At 73.8% G+C, this 15,406-nt stretch carries 14 protein-coding genes; 9 read left to right on the top strand and 5 right to left on the bottom strand.

The window, feature by feature from the left end; translation table 11 throughout:
- The first annotated feature begins 31 nt into the window (after positions 1-31).
- Positions 32-991 (top strand): ABC transporter substrate-binding protein, encoded by a 960-nt coding sequence (locus ABD329_RS04445; protein ID WP_198277994.1) that lies wholly within the window; start codon positions 32-34, stop codon positions 989-991.
- A gap of 153 nt (positions 992-1,144) precedes the next feature.
- On the top strand, positions 1,145-2,260 hold the full coding sequence (locus tag ABD329_RS04440; RefSeq protein WP_198277995.1) for a coiled-coil domain-containing protein: 1,116 nt from the start codon (positions 1,145-1,147) through the stop codon (positions 2,258-2,260).
- Positions 2,261-2,346: 86 nt separating this feature from the next.
- On the opposite strand, the gene ABD329_RS04435 is transcribed toward ABD329_RS04440, so the two are convergent.
- Together ABD329_RS04435 and ABD329_RS04430 are read right to left on the bottom strand one after the other, a co-directional pair.
- The gene (locus ABD329_RS04435; RefSeq protein WP_198282359.1) at positions 2,347-3,489 is read right to left on the bottom strand and encodes an NADH-quinone oxidoreductase subunit D; all 1,143 of its coding nucleotides are present in this window, start codon (positions 3,487-3,489) and stop codon (positions 2,347-2,349) included.
- A gap of 571 nt (positions 3,490-4,060) precedes the next feature.
- Positions 4,061-5,293 carry an SAM-dependent methyltransferase gene (locus ABD329_RS04430; protein ID WP_344315983.1) on the bottom strand — a complete coding sequence of 411 codons (1,233 nt, stop codon included), beginning with the start codon at positions 5,291-5,293 and terminating at the stop codon, positions 4,061-4,063.
- A 109-nt stretch (positions 5,294-5,402) separates the two neighbouring features.
- Between ABD329_RS04430 and ABD329_RS04425 the strand changes: the two genes are divergently transcribed.
- A complete protein-coding gene (locus tag ABD329_RS04425) occupies positions 5,403-6,599 on the top strand; it encodes a sensor histidine kinase (protein ID WP_198280189.1) in 1,197 nt (398 codons plus the stop codon).
- A gap of 57 nt (positions 6,600-6,656) precedes the next feature.
- A complete protein-coding gene (locus tag ABD329_RS04420; RefSeq protein WP_198280188.1) occupies positions 6,657-7,352 on the top strand; it encodes a response regulator transcription factor in 696 nt (231 codons plus the stop codon).
- An 86-nt stretch (positions 7,353-7,438) separates the two neighbouring features.
- Here ABD329_RS04420 and ABD329_RS04415 read toward each other — a convergent pair whose 3' ends face one another.
- Positions 7,439-7,789, bottom strand: a complete 351-nt coding sequence (locus tag ABD329_RS04415; RefSeq protein ID WP_198280187.1) for an ArsR/SmtB family transcription factor — start codon at positions 7,787-7,789, stop codon at positions 7,439-7,441.
- A gap of 72 nt (positions 7,790-7,861) precedes the next feature.
- On the bottom strand, positions 7,862-8,944 hold the full coding sequence (locus ABD329_RS04410) for a DUF5937 family protein (protein ID WP_198280186.1): 1,083 nt from the start codon (positions 8,942-8,944) through the stop codon (positions 7,862-7,864).
- A 99-nt stretch (positions 8,945-9,043) separates the two neighbouring features.
- On the opposite strand from ABD329_RS04410, the gene ABD329_RS04405 reads away from it, so the two are divergent.
- Positions 9,044-9,364, top strand: coding sequence for a hypothetical protein (locus tag ABD329_RS04405; RefSeq protein ID WP_198280190.1), 321 nt, complete (start codon positions 9,044-9,046; stop codon positions 9,362-9,364).
- Here the strand turns inward: ABD329_RS04405 and ABD329_RS04400 are convergent.
- Positions 9,278-10,498, bottom strand: coding sequence for a threonine aldolase family protein (locus tag ABD329_RS04400; RefSeq protein WP_198280185.1), 1,221 nt, complete (start codon positions 10,496-10,498; stop codon positions 9,278-9,280). The two genes, ABD329_RS04405 and ABD329_RS04400, sit on opposite strands and share 87 nt — an antisense overlap.
- A gap of 147 nt (positions 10,499-10,645) precedes the next feature.
- Here ABD329_RS04400 and ABD329_RS04395 point away from each other — a divergent pair, with 147 nt between their 5' ends.
- From ABD329_RS04395 to nadC, 4 genes are read left to right on the top strand one after another with little or no spacing between them, the layout of a single operon-like run.
- Positions 10,646-11,581, top strand: a complete 936-nt coding sequence (locus ABD329_RS04395) for a Rossmann-like and DUF2520 domain-containing protein (protein WP_198280184.1) — start codon at positions 10,646-10,648, stop codon at positions 11,579-11,581.
- Positions 11,578-12,549 (top strand): pantoate--beta-alanine ligase, encoded by a 972-nt coding sequence (gene panC / locus ABD329_RS04390; RefSeq protein WP_198280183.1) that lies wholly within the window; start codon positions 11,578-11,580, stop codon positions 12,547-12,549. Before ABD329_RS04395 ends, panC begins: the two co-directional genes overlap by 4 nt.
- Positions 12,546-14,342, top strand: coding sequence for an L-aspartate oxidase (locus tag ABD329_RS04385; RefSeq protein WP_344315982.1), 1,797 nt, complete (start codon positions 12,546-12,548; stop codon positions 14,340-14,342). The genes panC and ABD329_RS04385 overlap by 4 nt, the downstream gene beginning before the upstream one ends.
- Complete coding sequence (gene nadC / locus ABD329_RS04380) at positions 14,339-15,370, top strand: carboxylating nicotinate-nucleotide diphosphorylase (protein ID WP_309142952.1); 1,032 nt, start codon at positions 14,339-14,341, stop codon at positions 15,368-15,370. Before ABD329_RS04385 ends, nadC begins: the two co-directional genes overlap by 4 nt.
- The last annotated feature ends 36 nt before the right edge of the window (positions 15,371-15,406 follow it).

The raw sequence follows: 15,406 nt of genomic DNA, 5'->3' as shown, positions 1-15,406 counted from the left end.
CAACCGCGGCCACAACAACGGATGGGGAACCATGGATAAGATCAATCGGGCGGCGGCCGCCGTGGCGGGGGTCGCGGTGCTGGCGGCCGGGCTGACCGCCTGTGGCGGGGACAGCCTGGAGAAGTCGAGCGGCGGCGACAGTTCCGGTAAACCGGGCAAGGGCTCGCTGGTGATCGGCTCCGCCTCCTTCTCCGAGTCGAAGATCCTCGCGGAGCTGTACGCGGGGGTTCTGGAGGACGCCGGCTATTCCACCTCGATCAAGACGGTGGACGCCCGTGAGCTGTATGAACCGGCCCTGGAGAAGGGCCAGATGGATGTGGTGCCGGAGTACGCGGCGACGCTGGCCGAATTCCTCAACCAGAAGAAGAACGGGTCGAATGCCGCCCCGGTGGCCTCCTCGGACGTGACCAAGACGGTCGCGGCGCTGAAGAAGCTCGCCGAACCGCGTGGGCTGAAGGTGCTGGAGCCCGGCAAGGCCGTGGACCAGAACGCCTTCGCGGTCAGCGCTGACTTCGCGAAGAAACACGGTCTCAAGACCCTCTCCGACCTCGGCAAGTCCAAGCAGAAGGTCACCCTGGCGGCGGGCGACGAATGCCCCAAGCGGCCCTTCTGCCAGCCGGGTCTGGAGAAGAAGTACGGCATCGACATCGCCGGGATCGACCCGCTGGACATCGGCAGCGTCCAGGCCAAGCAGGCCGTCAAGGACGGCAAGGACCAGATGGTCCTGACCACGACCACGGACAGCACGCTGGATCAGTTCGGGCTCGTGCTGCTCGGCGACGACAAAAATCTCCAGAATGCCGACAACGTACTTCCCGTGGTGAATGCGAAGTCCGCCGGTTCACAGAAGATCGCGGACTCGCTGAACAAGCTCACCAAGGCGCTGACGACCGCCGATCTGAGGGAACTCAACAAGAAAGTTGACGCCGAGCGGCTCAAGCCGGCGGATGTCGCCGGCGACTACCTGCGGGACAAGGGGCTGGTGAAGTAGGATCAAATCCCCGCTCGGAAGGGCTTGGCACGGGCTCGGCACGGGCTCGGCACGGGATCTCGGCCGCACAACCGCCGTATTTGCCAACGGATTGACAACAGATCTGGCCCGGCGGGCACCCAAGCGACCCCTTAACGCGGTAGGTTTCGGGCCATGCCACGTGGACGCCACCGCCAATCCCCACCCCTGCACAGGCTCCTCCCCTCCGCTTCGGTCGCAGTCGCGTCAATAACCTGCGCCGCCGGTGCCTGGCTGGTCGGCGACACGGTCGTGATCCGTGGGCTGGCCGCGACCGCGGCCGGCGCCGCGGTCGTCGGCGCCTATCTGATGCGCCGCTGGGACCGCTCGGCCGGTCGCCGGGTCGCGGAGGCCGCGAGCGAGACCGCGCGCCAGGAGATGAAGTACGAGGAGCGGATCGCGGAGCTCGAGGCGGACGCCGAGAAGGCGAGCGAGCTCCGCGGCGCGCTCAACACCCGGCTGCGCGCCAAGCGCGCCGAACTCGCCCGGCTACGCAACGAGCACGCCGAGCTGCTGCGCCGCTACGCCACGGCCGAGACCGAGCGGGCCAGCGCCCTGGAGGGCCGCCGCCGGCTCGCGCTGGAGGCCGCGTCCCCGGCGAAGGCGCTGGAGGCCGCCGGGTCCGTCGGGTCCGTCGCGTCCACCGGGTCCACCGGGTCCGTCGACTCCGACGACGAGCCGGACGAGATCCCCACCGGGCTGCCGTCTGCCGCCGCGTACGCCAAGGCCGACGAGGCCCTGAGCCGGCTCAGGGAGAGCGCCCGGCGGCAGAAGGAGCGGCGGGAGCAGGCCGCCGCCGCTGCCGCCAAGGCCGAGGCCGAGGCCGCGGAGCAGGACCCGGAGCGGGACGCGGAGCGTGACGACCGCAAGGGCCCGCGCGAGAGCCGGGGCAAGGACGGTGCCGCCACGCTGGGGAAGCCCCCGGCGGCCGGCGGGCAGGACGGCGACGGCCCGCAGGAGCCGCGCGCCCACGCCCGTACGGCCGCCTCGGCGGTGGTGCCGTATGCCGCGGCACGCCGGGCCGCCTCCCGTTCGGAGAGCGGCTTCGACTACTTCGGCACCCAGAAGAAGCAATCGAAGAAGCAGAAGCGGGAGCCCGAACCGGCCGCCGAGGAGGACCTCGCGGACGTGATCGGCGACGAGACCCTGGCGGAGACCAGGAAGGGCGCGGTGGGCGAGGTCATCGACCTGACCGCGCACGACGAGACGGAGCAGATCGACCTCGGGGAGCTGCGCAGCGCGATCTCGTGAGGGATCGCCCGCGCGGCCCGCGCGGCCCGCCCGCCCGCCCGTTCGGCCTCGCCGACCTACTTCTCGCCGACCTACTTCTCGCCGACCTACTTGTCGATGTCGCCGACGACGAAGAAGAGCGACCCCAGGATCGCCACCATGTCGGCGACAAGGGTGCCCGGCAGCAGCTCGGTGAGCGCCTGGATGTTGTTGTACGACGCCGAGCGGAGCTTCAGCCGGTACGGCGTCTTCTCGCCCTTGGAGACGAGGTAGTAGCCGTTGAGGCCGAGCGGGTTCTCGGTCCAGGCGTAGGTGTGGCCCTCGGGCGCCTTGAGCACCTTCGGCAGCCGCTGGTTGATCGGCCCCGGCGGAAGCTCGTCCAGCCGGTCCAGGCAGGCGTCGGCCAGCGCCAGCGAGGTGTGCGTCTGCTCCAGCAGGCATTCGAACCGGGCGAGGCAGTCGCCCTCCTCGCGGATGGCGACCTCGAGGACGTCCCGGAGCTCGGCGTAGGCCAGGTACGGCTCGTCGCGCCGCAGATCGAAGTCGACGCCCGAGGCCCGGGCGATGGGGCCGCTGACCCCGTACGCGTGCACCGTCTCGCGGGCCAGGACGCCTACGCCGCGGGTGCGGCCCCGGAAGATCTCGTTGCCGAGCACCAGGTCGTCGTACACGCCCATCCGCGAGCGCACCTCGGCCACGGCCTGCCGGGCCCGGCCCAGCCAGCCCGCCGGGAGGTCGTCCTTGAGGCCGCCGACCCGGTTGAACATGTAGTGCATCCGGCCGCCGGAGATCTCCTCCATGACGTGCTGGAGGTCCTCGCGCTCCCGGAACGCGTGGAAGATCGGCGTGATGCCGCCCAGCTCCAGGGGGTAGGAGCCGAGGAACATCAGGTGGTTCAGGACCCGGTTGAGCTCCGCGAGGAGGGTACGGGTCCACACCGCGCGCTCGGGGACCTCCATGCCCAGCATCCGCTCGACGGCGAGTACGACGCCGAGTTCGTTGGAGAAGGCGGAGAGCCAGTCGTGACGGTTGGCGAGCATGATGATCTGGCGGTAGTCGCGCGCCTCGAAGAGCTTCTCCGCGCCCCGGTGCATATAGCCGATCACCGGCTCGGCGCTCTGGATCCGCTCCCCGTCGAGGACCAGCCGCAGCCGTAGCACTCCGTGGGTGGAGGGGTGCTGTGGGCCGATGTTGAGCACCATGTCCGTGCTCTCGGCGGCGCCGCCGATGCCGACTGTCGTCTCCGTCATGCGTACCAGTCTCTCAGTTGCCCGGCGGGTCTTTCCCCTACCCGCCCCTTCCCGATACCAGGGGCTCCGCCCCTGGACCCCGGGGCCTGGGGGCACCACCCCCAGGGGCGGTGCCCCCGCCCGGCGGAGTCGCGTCATCGATGCGCTGCGTGGCAGGGCCCGGGTCTGGGGGCGCCACCCCCAGGGGCGGTGCCCCGGCCCGGCGGAGTCGCGTATCGGTGCTTTCCGTGTCCCGCTGCGTCCCGTGTGGTGGCGATTTGCGGGTCGGTCGCGTGGCAGGGGCTTCGGGCGTGGGCCTGGTGGTCTGGGGCGGTGCCCCGGGCGGCGGAGTCGCGTCATCGATGCGCTGCGTGGCAGGGCCCGGGTCTGGGGGCGCCACCCCCAGGGGCGGTGCCCCCCGCCCGGCGGAGTCGCGTATCGGTGCTTTCCGTGTCCCGCTGCGTCCCGTGTGGTGGCGATTTGTGGGTCGGTCGCGTGGCAGGGCCCGGCGTCTGGGGCGGAGCCCCAGTTTCGGGAAGGGGCGGGTAGGGGAAAGCAGCCCGCCGCAGGCGCCAAGCTCCGCCGGGCACCCCTACGGCCGGAGCACGTCGTGGGGCAGGTTCACCGGGTGGAGGAGCCAGGTGAAGGCGCCGAAGCCCGCGGGGTCGGTCAGCTCCGCGGCCTCGCCCGCCGCGCTCAGGGCGCGGACGTAGGCGGTGGGGTCGGTGGAGGCCAGGGCGAGCGGGGGGCGGCGGGCGTCGAGGCCCAGGGCGCGCAGCGCCTCCCGCTGGGTCAGCAGCCCGGCGCCGGGCCCGGCCGCGTCGGCGGCCTTGGCGGCGGACGCGGTAGTGGCCGCGGTGGTGGACGCGTCGGCGGGCGTTGCGGCGGGCGCAGCGCCGTACGCGTCCATCGCGGTGCCGGACGCGTCCATCCCGGCGCCGGACGCGTACGCGTCCATCGCGGCGCCGGACGCGTACGCGTCCATCGCGGTGCCGGACGCGTCCATCCCGGCGCCGGACACGTTCATCACGGCAGCGCACGCGTCCATCGCGACATGCGCCGTCAGATCGCAGGACCCGTCCGGGACGGGCCGGACCTCGCGCCCGTCGCGGAAGCCGGTCAGCGTGCCGAAGGGCGGCCGGGTGGCGCGTTCATGGGCGTAGTCGACGGCGACCGCGAGGCCCGCCCGCAGGGAGCCGACGGCCCGCGCCCAGGCCGCCTCGCGCGGATGGCCGATCTCGGCGCGCAGTCCCGGTTCGGCGCCCGCCAGGGGCCACCAGCGGGCCAGCCATGCCGCGTCCGCGCCGTCCACCGGGTCGCCCAGCCGCTCGGCGCCGTCCAGGGAGGCGAGATCCACCTCGACCCGGCGGGGCACGCCGTCAGCGTCGGTCTCGGCAACGTCCACGGGCACGTTGTCGAGCCACTCATTGGCGAACAGCAGCCCCGTGCACCCCTCCGGCGGGGCGTCGAGCCAGCCGATCCGCCCGTCCAGGCCCGCCGGCCGCTCCGCCCGCTCCACCGCGTAAGGACGCAGCCGCCGCCCCAGCCCGTGCGGCAGACCGGGGGCCAGGGCGAGCACCCGGGTGAGCAGCTCGCCACGGCCGGCGCCCAGGTCCACCAGCGCCACCTCGGCGGGGCGCCCCAGCGCCTCGTCCACCCGGCACAGCAGCTCCGCGACCGCCCGCGCGAACAGCGGTGAGGCATGCACCGACGTGCGGAAATGCCCGGCCGGACCCTCCGGGCGGCGGAAGAAGCCGCCCGCTCCGTACAGCGCGCGTTCGGCCGCCGTACGCCATCCGCTCCACTCATGCTTCTCACTCGCCACACCGCCACGCTATGCGGAGTGGTCTCCACCTTGGGGAGTAGGGCCGGGCGTCGCGGATCGCCCCTCGGGCTGACCCGGGAGGGCTCCGGCGATGCCTACGCTGGGTGACGTGCAGCGCCTCTACGAATTTCTCCGCAGGCATCCGACAGGGGTGGACACCTTCTGGGCCGTCCTCCTTGTCGCTTCCGGGTTCCTGTGGCTCGTGGAGGCGTCGATGGGCCGGGGCTCCCGCCTCGCGGGCGTGCCGATCGTGCTGGCGCTGGGGGCGACGGTCGCGCTGCGCCGCCGCGCCCCCGAGAAGATGCTGGTGCTGGCCATCCTGTGCGGTCTCGCCCAGATGGCCGCGAATGTCGAGCCCAATGCGGCCGACTTCGCCATGCTGGTGATCGTCTACACGGTGGCGGTCACCTCCTCGCGCCCCGCCTCCCGCTTCGCGCTGGGCGTGGCGATCAGCGCGGCCCCCCTCGCCACCCTCCGCTGGCCGCACTCCCAGCAGGGCTGGTGGGAGGACGTGGTCTCAGCGGTCTTCGTCTCCATCCCCTTCGCCCTGGCCTGGGTGCTCGGCGACTCGATCCGCACCCGCCGCGCCTACTACGCACAGCTCGAGGAGCGGGCCGCCCGGCTGGAGAAGGAGCGCGAGGCGCAGTCGAAGGTCGCGGTGGCCGCCGAGCGCGCCCGGATCGCACGGGAGCTGCACGATGTCGTGGCGCACAACGTGTCGGTGATGGTGGTGCAGGCGGACGGCGCCGCGTACGTCCTGGACTCCTCGCCCGAGCAGACCCGGCAGGCGCTGGAGACGATCTCCGGCACCGGCCGCCAGGCGCTCGCCGAGATGCGGCGGCTGCTGGGCGTGTTGCGCACCGGGGAGCCGGGCGAGGAGAACGACTACGTACCGCAGCCGGACGTCGAGCAGATCGACGAACTCGTGGAGCAGGTGCGGGGCGCCGGGCTCCCGGTGGACTTCAAGGTCGTGGGCAGCCCGCGCCAGCTCCCCAGCGGGGTCGAGCTGACCGCGTACCGGATCGTGCAGGAAGCGCTCACCAACACCCGTAAGCACGGCGGCCCGGACGTGGGCGCGAGCGTCCGCCTCACCTACTTCGACGACGGGCTCGGGCTGCTGGTCGAGGACGACGGGCGGGGCGCGCAGCGCGAGATGTACGAGGACGGCGGCGCGGACGGCAGCGGCCATGGTCTGATCGGGATGCGGGAGCGCGTCGGCATGGTGGGCGGCACGCTCGACGCGGGCCCGCGACCGGGCGGCGGCTTCCGGATCAGCGCGCTGCTGCCGCTGAAGCCGGTTCATTGAGCCATCCGATACGTGCTGTAGGCCGGCTGTCAGGCCAGAGGGAAGGGACCGTCCGGGATGTCGATCCGCGTCATGCTCGTCGATGACCAAGTGCTGCTGCGCACCGGCTTCCGGATGGTGCTCGCGGCCCAGCCCGATATGGAGGTCGTCGCCGAGGCGGGCGACGGGGTGGAGGCGCTCCAGGTGCTGCGCTCCACCGAGGTGGACGTCGTCCTGATGGACGTCCGGATGCCCAAGCTGGACGGAGTGGAAGCGACCCGGCGGATATGCGAGCGGGACGGGGCGCCGAAGGTCATCATCCTGACCACGTTCGACCTGGACGAGTACGCCTTCTCCGCGCTCAAGGCCGGGGCGGGCGGCTTCATGCTCAAGGATGTGCCGCCGGGCGAGCTGCTCGGGGCGATCCGCGCGGTGCACAGCGGTGACGCGGTGGTCGCGCCCAGCACCACGCGCCGGCTGCTGGACCGGTTCGCGCCGATGCTGCCGGGCGGCGGGGCCGGTGGCCCCGGGGGCCGGGCCCGTCCGGAGCTGGACCGGCTGACCGACCGGGAGCGCGAGGTGGTGCTGCTGGTCGCGCAGGGGCTGTCGAACGGCGAGATCGCGGCGCGGCTGGTGCTGTCCGAGGCGACCGTGAAGACCCATGTCGGCCGCATCCTCACCAAGTTGGAGCTGCGGGACCGGGTGCAGGTGGTGGTGATGGCCTACGAGACCGGACTGGTCCGGGCCGGGGGGCCGACCGGCCCGGCCCGCTGAGGCGGCGTCCGCACGGTGGGGGCGGCGTCCTTACGGTGGGCGCGGCGTCCATACGGTTGGCACGGCCCTCTTACGGTTGGCACCGCCTACCGTGCGTCCTCGCCGTTCCGCGGCGGCCGCTCGCGGAGGACCAGGTCGAGCAGTCCGGGGAAGCGCTGGTCGAATTCGGGGCGGCGCAGCCGGTTGACCCGCTTGGGGCCCAGGTCGCGCTGCTCGATCAGCCCGGCCGCGCGCAGCACCGAGAAGTGGTGGCTGAGCGCCGCCTTGCCCACGGGGACGTCGAAGGTGCCGCAGGTGTGCTCCCAGTCGGCCGCCGTGGCCAGTTCGCGGACCAGCTGGAGCCGTACGGGGTCGGCGAGCGCCGCGAGCGCGGTCCGCACGGGGACGTCGTCGGGGTGGGTGTGGCGTGGGGCGGACCGGTGGCTTCGGTTGCTCATCGCCGCTCCTCCGCCGCTCGCCGTTCCGATCGCGTGCACTGTGCGGTGGACATTTTAGGCGGGGTCGGCGCCCTACCGCAGAACGCTCTCCAGGAAGTCGCTGCCCAGCCTGGCCACCGACGGCAGATCGAGCTGGTGCAGCACATAGCGGCCGCGGCGGCGGGTGGTGAGCAGACCGGCCTTCTTCAGCACCGCGATATGGCGGGAGACCTCCGGCGGCGTGATGCCGTACGACTCGGAGAGCTCACCGGTGGTGTGCGGGCCGCGGGCCAGGGTGCGGCACAGCCGCATCCGCATCGGGTGGGCCAGGGCCTCGAGGCGGCGCTGGACGAGCTCCAGGGCGGCGGGCGGGGGCAGCTCGGGCGCGGCGACCGGGTACTGGATCACCGGGCGCCAGCCGGGGGCGTGCACGATGACGAGATGCGGCCAGCCGAAGGCGGTCGGGATGAAGGTGACGCCGTCGCCGTACGCCGTCGTACGGCCGCCCGCCAGCTTGTCGACCAGGATGCTGTCCCCGTCCTCCGACAGCGACAGCGCGGCGGAGGCCGACGCCAGCGCCTCCGCGAGCCCCTTGCGCTGGAGCAGCTCGGCCTTGTGGCGGGCGTCGGCGGCCAGCTGGATCCGCACCCGCCGCCAGGTGTCGGCGAAGAACGCCTGGTCGCAGTCCTCCAGCAGCCGCCGCAGCCAGACCCGCAGCCCGTCCGGGTCCTCCAGCATGCGGTCGGTGAAGGCCGCCTGGCGCGGTCCGCGGGCGGCCGCCATCTCGCGGACCCGGGCCCGTTCGCCCGCGTCGACCAGTGGCGAGGGGGTGTGCCGGGTGTACGAGGGGGAGCAGGCGATCTCGAAGGCGGCCGCCACGAACGTCTCGTCGTCGATCCGGTCCAGCGCGTCCAGCTCCTCGGCGAGCGTCGCCCCGGGGACGGCCGGGAGCAGCAGATCGGAGCGGGCGGTGCGCCACAGGAAGTCCGCCTCGCAGAGCCGGTCCGCGAGATCCGGCTTGAGCGCCGAGGCGGTGGCGGTGGCCCAGCCGTGCAGCCCGGGGTGGTGGCCGGGCTCGGACAGCACATGGAGCGCGGCGCCCAGCTCGGCGAGCGGGGACGGGCTGAAGACGATGCGCTCGGGCGGCAGCCCGGCGATGTCGATGACATTGGCCATGGACCCATGGTGCGCGAGCCCGGCCCCGCCGTTCCCCTCGTTTGACGCCCATCGTCAAACGGCGTGACCGGCGCCCGGGGCCGGGCGGACCCTCGAGCCATGTCCCTCACCGAGCAGTACGCACTCGACCTGTACCGGGCCGCCCAGCGCGGCGAGCCCGCCCCGCCCGCACCGGGCCCGCACGACTGGCGCACCCTCCGGGAGCTGCGGGAGTACCGCGACTTCCGGGCCGTGACGGAGGGCCGCCCGGTCCGCCGCTGCGGCCGCCGTGGCCGCCTTACGGATGCCCTGCGCTCCGTAAGGGCGGTCCGGGAGGTGTTCGCGCGGCGCCGGTCAGCCCTCCGTGAGCTCCCGGACCCGGGTGAGGAAGGCACCGGCCGCGGCCGTGACGTCGTCGGCCGTCCACTCGAGTGCGGATGAGGCGACCGTCAGCTCCGTCATGGCCAGGCCGGGCGGCCCCGGCTCCCGCCAGCGACGGAACAGCACCGTCCGGGTCTCCTCCGCCTGCCGCACCCCCGCCTCGTCCAGCACCGCCGCCGGATACGGCAGCCACACCTGGAACTGGTGGGTGTGCGGCACCTCCGGGTGCACCCGGGACCACCCCACCCCCGCGGCCGTGAACGCCGTCCGCAGCGCCTCGGCCACGACCCGCGCGTGCGCCACGTACGACGGCAGCCTCGGCAGCTCGCGGTCCAGGCCGTCCAGCGCGGCCAGCGCCACCGGCCACTGCTGGAAGAGCTGGCCGCCGTACCGGTGGCGCCACGCCCTGGCCTCGGTCACCAGGGTCTCGGGCCCGGCCAGCGCCGCTCCCGAGAGGCCGCCGAGCGACTTGTAGAAGGACACATAGACGGAGTCCGCCAGGGCGGCGATCTCCGGCAGCTCCCGGCCGAAGTGCGCCGTGCACTCCCACAGCCGCGCCCCGTCGAAGTGCACCACCGCGTCCCGCTCCCGGGCCGCCGCCACGGCCGCGACCAGCTCGTCCCACTCGGGCAGCACGAATCCGGCGTCGCGGAGGGGGAGTTCGAGGGCGAGGGTGCCGAACGGCTCGTCCAGGCCCCGGATCTCCTCGGCGGTGGGCGGCCGCGGCTCGCCGGTCGGACGCACCGCGCGCAGCCCGCTCACCGTCAGATACGCGTCCCGCTCGTGCATGTCCAGATGGGCCAGCGGATGCAGCGCCACCACCGGACTGCCGGTGCGCCCCGCCCAGCAGCGCAGCGCGACCTGCTGCGCCATGGTGCCGGTGGGGAAGAACGCCGCGGCCTCCATGCCGAGCAGCCCGGCGACCCGCCGCTCCAGCTCCTCGACGATGCCGTCGCCGTAGATGTCCACCCAGCCGTCCCCGTCGTACGACGCGGTGCCGGCCGTGAGGGCGGTGGTGAGGGCGGCCAGCCGCTCCGCGATCCGCACCTCGGCGGGCCCGCGGGCGAGCGTCCGCTCGGCGCCGTGCCAGGCCGCGAGGCGGCGAGCCCGCGCGGCCCGCTCCGTCCCGCCGCCCGTGCCGTCCATCTCGTCTGCCTCGTCTGCCTCGTCTGGCTCGTCCGTCCCGTCCGTCATGGGCTGATCATGTCGCACGCCTGTCCATCGGACCACAGAGTTGTCCACAGGCCCGGGCGTGCGGCCAAACCCCCCGGAAACACTCGCGTAGCATGGCGGGGAATCGTCCGGTACCCCCTGAGGACTGGAACGGAAGGCCGTTGTCGCGTGAACGCTCAACCACTGCCTGAGCCGCAGGACCGACCTGCCCGGCTCACCGTCGGGGTCGTCGGCGCGGGCCGCGTCGGCCCGGCCCTCGCCGCCTCGCTGAGACTCGCCGGGCACCGCCCGGTCGCCGCGTCAGGTGTCTCCGACGCCTCCGTGCGCCGGGCCGCCGCCCTGCTTCCCGAAGTCCCCGTCGTGCCGCCCTCCGAGGTGCTGGCGCGGGCCGAGCTGGTGCTGCTCACCGTCCCCGACGACGCGCTGCCCGAGCTGGTCGGCGGCCTCGCCGAGACCGGTGCGGTGCGCCCCGGCCAGCTGCTGGTGCACACCTCGGGGCGCTACGGCGTCGGCGTGCTGGAGCCCGCGCTGCGGGCCGGTGCGCTGCCGCTCGCGCTGCACCCCGTCATGACCTTCACCGGCACCTCGGTGGACGTCCAGAGGCTGGCCGGCTGCTCCTTCGGCGTCACCGCGCCCGAGGAGCTGCGGCTGGCGGCCGAGGCGCTGGTCATCGAGATGGGCGGGGAGCCGGAGTGGATCGCGGAGGAGTCCCGTCCGCTCTATCACGCCGCCCTCGCCATCGGCGCCAACCACCTCACCACGCTGGTCGCCCAGTCCCTGGAGCTGCTGCGCGCATCCGGGGTCGAGGCCCCCGACCGGATGCTCGGCCCCCTCCTCGGCGCCGCGCTGGACAACGCGCTGCGCAGCGGCGACGCCGCGCTCACCGGCCCGGTGGCGCGCGGCGACGCGGGCACGGTCGCCGCCCATGTCGCCGAGTTGCGGCGGCACGCCCCGCACGCCGTCGCCGGGTATCTGGCCATGGCCCGTACGACCGCGGACCGGGCGCTCGCGCACGGCCTGCTCAAGCCGGAGCTCGCCGAGGACCTGCTGGGCGTGCTCTCGGACGTGACCGACGCGCGGGGCCGGGGAGGTAGTGAGGCATGAGCCCGAAGCTGTGGACCAAGGCGCTTCCAGGGGAGCCGGATGTGGAGCTGTTCCGTCATCGCCCGGATCTGGACGCGGCGCTCGCCCACTTCGCCGTGCCGGGGCGCACGGCCGTCGTGATGACCATGGGCGCGCTGCACGACGGGCACGCCTCGCTCATCCGCGCCGCCCGCGCCCGGGTGGGCGCCAAGGGCATGGTGACCGTCACCATCTTCGTCAACCCGTTGCAGTTCGGCGCGGGCGAGGACCTCGACCGCTATCCGCGCACCCTCGACGCCGACCTCAAGGTGGCGGCCGAGGCGGGCGCGGACATCGTCTTCGCCCCCACCGCCGAGGAGGTCTATCCGGGCGGCGAGCCGGGCGTCCGGATCACCGCCGGGACCCTGGGCGAGCGCTACGAGGGCGCCTCGCGCCCCGGCCACTTCGACGGGATGCTCACCGTCGTCGGCAAGCTGCTCCATCTCACCCGCCCGGACATCGCCTTCTTCGGCGAGAAGGACGCCCAGCAGCTGTCGCTGGTCCGCCGGATGGTCCGCGATCTGAACTTCCCCGTGGAGATCGTCGGCGTCCCCACCGTCCGGGAGGGCGACGGGCTCGCCCTCTCCAGCCGTAACCGCTATCTGACGGCCCAGGAGCGGGACACCGCGCTGGCCCTGTCCCGGGCGCTGTTCGCGGGGCGCGACGCGGGGCTGCTGGCGGCCGGGGAGGGCCCGGCCGGGTCCGAGGAGCACGAGCTCATACGGGTCGCGTCGCCCGCCGCGGTGCGGTCCGCGGCGCGGACGGTGCTCGACGAGGCGGCGGGGCTCGAACCGCCGCTCGTCCTGGACTATCTGGCCCTGGTCGACCCCGCCGACTTCACCGAGGTCTCCGACGGCCACACTGGCGAGGCCGTGCTGGCCGTCGCCGCGAAGGTCGGCGCCACCCGCCTGATAGACAACGTCCGCCTGTGGATCGGAGCCGCCCGATGACCCGTCCGACCGGGCGCCCGGCGGCCGTGGCCGCCGCCCCCGCCACCGCCCTGCGCGCCCCCGCCCCCGGCTGGGCCACCGAGGCCGATGTCGTGGTCGTCGGCTCCGGGGTCGCCGGGCTGACCGTGGCGCTGCGCTGCGCCGCGGCCGGGGCCAAGGTCACCGTGGTCACCAAGGCCCGCCTGGACGACGGCTCCACGCGCTGGGCCCAGGGCGGCATAGCCGCCGCCCTCGGCGAGGGCGACACCCCCGGGCAACACCTGGACGACACCCTGGTGGCCGGTGCCGGGCTCTGCGACGAGCAGGCGGTGCGGGCGCTGGTCACCGAGGGCCCCGACGCGGTGCGCCGGCTCATCGCCACCGGCGCCCGCTTCGACGCCGACGACGCCACCGGCGAGATCCTGCTGACCCGCGAGGGCGGCCACCACCGCCGCCGGATCGCCCACGCGGGCGGCGACGCGACCGGCGCGGAGATCTCCCGGGCGCTGGTCGAGGCGGTCCGCGCGGCCGGTATCGAGACCGTGGAGAACGCCCTGGTACTCGATCTGCTCAAGGACGGCTCCGGCCGGGCGGCCGGGGTCACCCTGCACGTCATGGGCGAGGGCCAGCGGGACGGCGTGGGCGCCGTAAGGGCGGACGCGGTCGTGCTCGCCACGGGCGGCATGGGCCAGATCTTCTCCGCCACCACCAACCCCGCCGTCTCCACCGGCGACGGGGTCGCGCTCGCGCTGCGCGCGGGGGCCGAGGTCAGCGATCTGGAGTTCGTACAGTTCCATCCCACGGTGCTGTGGCTGGGCCCGGACGCGGAGGGCCAGCAGCCGCTGGTCTCGGAAGCGGTGCGCGGCGAGGGCGCCCACCTCGTGGACGCCGACGGGGTGCGGTTCATGCGCGGGCAGCACGAACTGGCCGAGCTGGCGCCCCGCGACATCGTCGCCAAGGGCATCATGCGGCGGATGCGGGAGCGCGGCGCCGAGCACATGTACCTGGACGCGCGCCACTTCGGGGCCGAGATGTGGGGGCGGCGCTTCCCGACCATCCTCGCCGCCTGCCGCGCGCACGGCATCGACCCGGTGACCGAGCCCATCCCGGTCGCCCCGGCCGCGCACTACGCGAGCGGCGGGGTCCGCACCGATCTGCGCGGGCGCACCACCGTCCCCGGCCTCTACGCGTGCGGGGAGGTCGCCTGCACCGGCGTCCACGGCGCCAACCGGCTGGCCTCCAACTCCCTTCTGGAGGGCCTGGTCTTCGCGGAGCGCATCGCCGAGGACGTCACCGCCGAAGACATCACCGCGGAGGACACCACCGCGGCGGTCATGACCGCCGGGGCGGAGTCCGCGGGACGCGAGCGGCCATCGGCTCCCGCCGCTTCCGGCGACGCGCCCCTGCTCGCCTCCGAGGCCCGCTACGAGATCCAGCACATCATGACCCACGGCGCCGGGGTGCTCCGCTCCGCCGAGAGCCTGGCCCGCGCCGCCGACCGGCTGGACCGCGTCCAGGACGACGCCGTGGCGCAGCTGCGGCGGGACGGCAAGACGGCCGAGCCCGGGGTCGAGACCTGGGAGGCCACCAACCTCCATCTCGTCGCCCGGGTCCTGGTGGCCGCCGCGCTCCGCCGCGAGGAGACCCGCGGCTGCCACTGGCGCGAGGACCGCCCCGAGCGGGACGACACCGCCTGGCGCCGCCATCTGCTGGTCACCCTCCGCCCGGACGGCGCCCTCGATGTCCGTGCCACGGACTCCGAAGCGTTTCCCCCATCGACCACCCCCCGAGCCGAGACGGAGTCCCGCCCGTGAGCAGCAGCACTTCCGAAGACCGTCAGCCACCCGTGTCCCTGCCGCTGCTCCAGATCGGCGGCCCCGGTGAGGGGGGCGGCTGCGGCGACGCCTGCGGCTGCGGCGGTGACGACGGTGAACTCGACCCGATGGAGTGCGGTCTCGACCCCGATCTGGCCGGGCTGCTGATCCGCGCCGGACTCGACCCCGTCCAGGTCGAGGACATCGCCCATATGGCCATCGAGGAGGACCTCGACCAGGGCGTGGACGTCACCACCGTGGCCACCGTCCCCGAGGACGCCTTCGCCACCGGCGACTTCACGGCCCGTGAGGCGGGCACCGTCGCGGGGCTGCGGATCGCCGAGGCGATCCTGTCCGTGGTCTGCACGGACGAGTTCGAGGTCGAGCGGCATGTCGAGGACGGCGACCGGGTGGAGCCCGGCCAGAAGCTGCTCAGCGTCCGCACCCGCACCCGCGACCTGCTCACCGGCGAGCGCAGCGCGCTCAATCTGCTGTGCCGGCTGTCCGGTATCGCGACCGCGACCCGCGCCTGGGCCGACGCCCTGGAGGGGACGAGGACCAGGGTCCGTGACACCCGTAAGACCACACCGGGGCTGCGCGCCCTGGAGAAGTACGCGGTGCGCTGCGGCGGCGGGGTCAACCACCGGATGTCGCTCTCGGACGCCGCGCTGGTGAAGGACAACCACGTGATCGCGGCGGGCGGGGTCGCGGAGGCGTTCGGCGCCGTACGGGCCGAGTTCCCGGATGTGCCGATCGAGGTGGAGGTCGACACCCTGGAGCAGATCCCGCCGGTCCTGGCGGCGGGCGCCGATCTCATCCTGCTGGACAACTTCACCCCGGAGCGGACCCGCGAGGCCGTCGAGCTGGTCGCCGGGCGCGCCGCGCTGGAGTCCTCGGGACGGCTGACGCTCGCACGCGCCCGTACGTACGCCGAGACGGGCGTCGACTATCTGGCGGTCGGCGCGCTCACCCACTCCTCCCCGATCCTGGACATCGGCCTGGACCTGCGCGAGGCCGAGGAGAAGTAAGCGATGCTCCTGACCATCGACGTCGGAAACACACGC

The organism is Streptomyces javensis (assembly GCF_039525925.1).
In the GTDB taxonomy this organism is placed as follows: domain Bacteria; phylum Actinomycetota; class Actinomycetes; order Streptomycetales; family Streptomycetaceae; genus Streptomyces; species Streptomyces asiaticus.
The sequence above is the reverse complement of the archived record's forward strand: the minus strand, read 5'-3'. Positions and strand labels throughout refer to the sequence as shown.

What these genes read in the sequence shown, in the direction of transcription:
- ABD329_RS04435 (WP_198282359.1), bottom strand. Translation starts at nt 3,489, where the DNA reads ATGACGGAGACGACAGTCGGCATCGGCGGCGCCGCCGAGAGCACGGAC.
- ABD329_RS04420 (WP_198280188.1), top strand. Translation starts at nt 6,657, where the DNA reads ATGTCGATCCGCGTCATGCTCGTCGATGACCAAGTGCTGCTGCGCACC.
- ABD329_RS04400 (WP_198280185.1), bottom strand. Translation starts at nt 10,498, where the DNA reads ATGACGGACGGGACGGACGAGCCAGACGAGGCAGACGAGGCAGACGAG.
- ABD329_RS04410 (WP_198280186.1), bottom strand. Translation starts at nt 8,944, where the DNA reads ATGGCCAATGTCATCGACATCGCCGGGCTGCCGCCCGAGCGCATCGTC.
- ABD329_RS04445 (WP_198277994.1), top strand. Translation starts at nt 32, where the DNA reads ATGGATAAGATCAATCGGGCGGCGGCCGCCGTGGCGGGGGTCGCGGTG.
- ABD329_RS04385 (WP_344315982.1), top strand. Translation starts at nt 12,546, where the DNA reads ATGACCCGTCCGACCGGGCGCCCGGCGGCCGTGGCCGCCGCCCCCGCC.
- ABD329_RS04405 (WP_198280190.1), top strand. Translation starts at nt 9,044, where the DNA reads ATGTCCCTCACCGAGCAGTACGCACTCGACCTGTACCGGGCCGCCCAG.
- ABD329_RS04415 (WP_198280187.1), bottom strand. Translation starts at nt 7,789, where the DNA reads ATGAGCAACCGAAGCCACCGGTCCGCCCCACGCCACACCCACCCCGAC.
- ABD329_RS04440 (WP_198277995.1), top strand. Translation starts at nt 1,145, where the DNA reads ATGCCACGTGGACGCCACCGCCAATCCCCACCCCTGCACAGGCTCCTC.
- panC (WP_198280183.1), top strand. Translation starts at nt 11,578, where the DNA reads ATGAGCCCGAAGCTGTGGACCAAGGCGCTTCCAGGGGAGCCGGATGTG.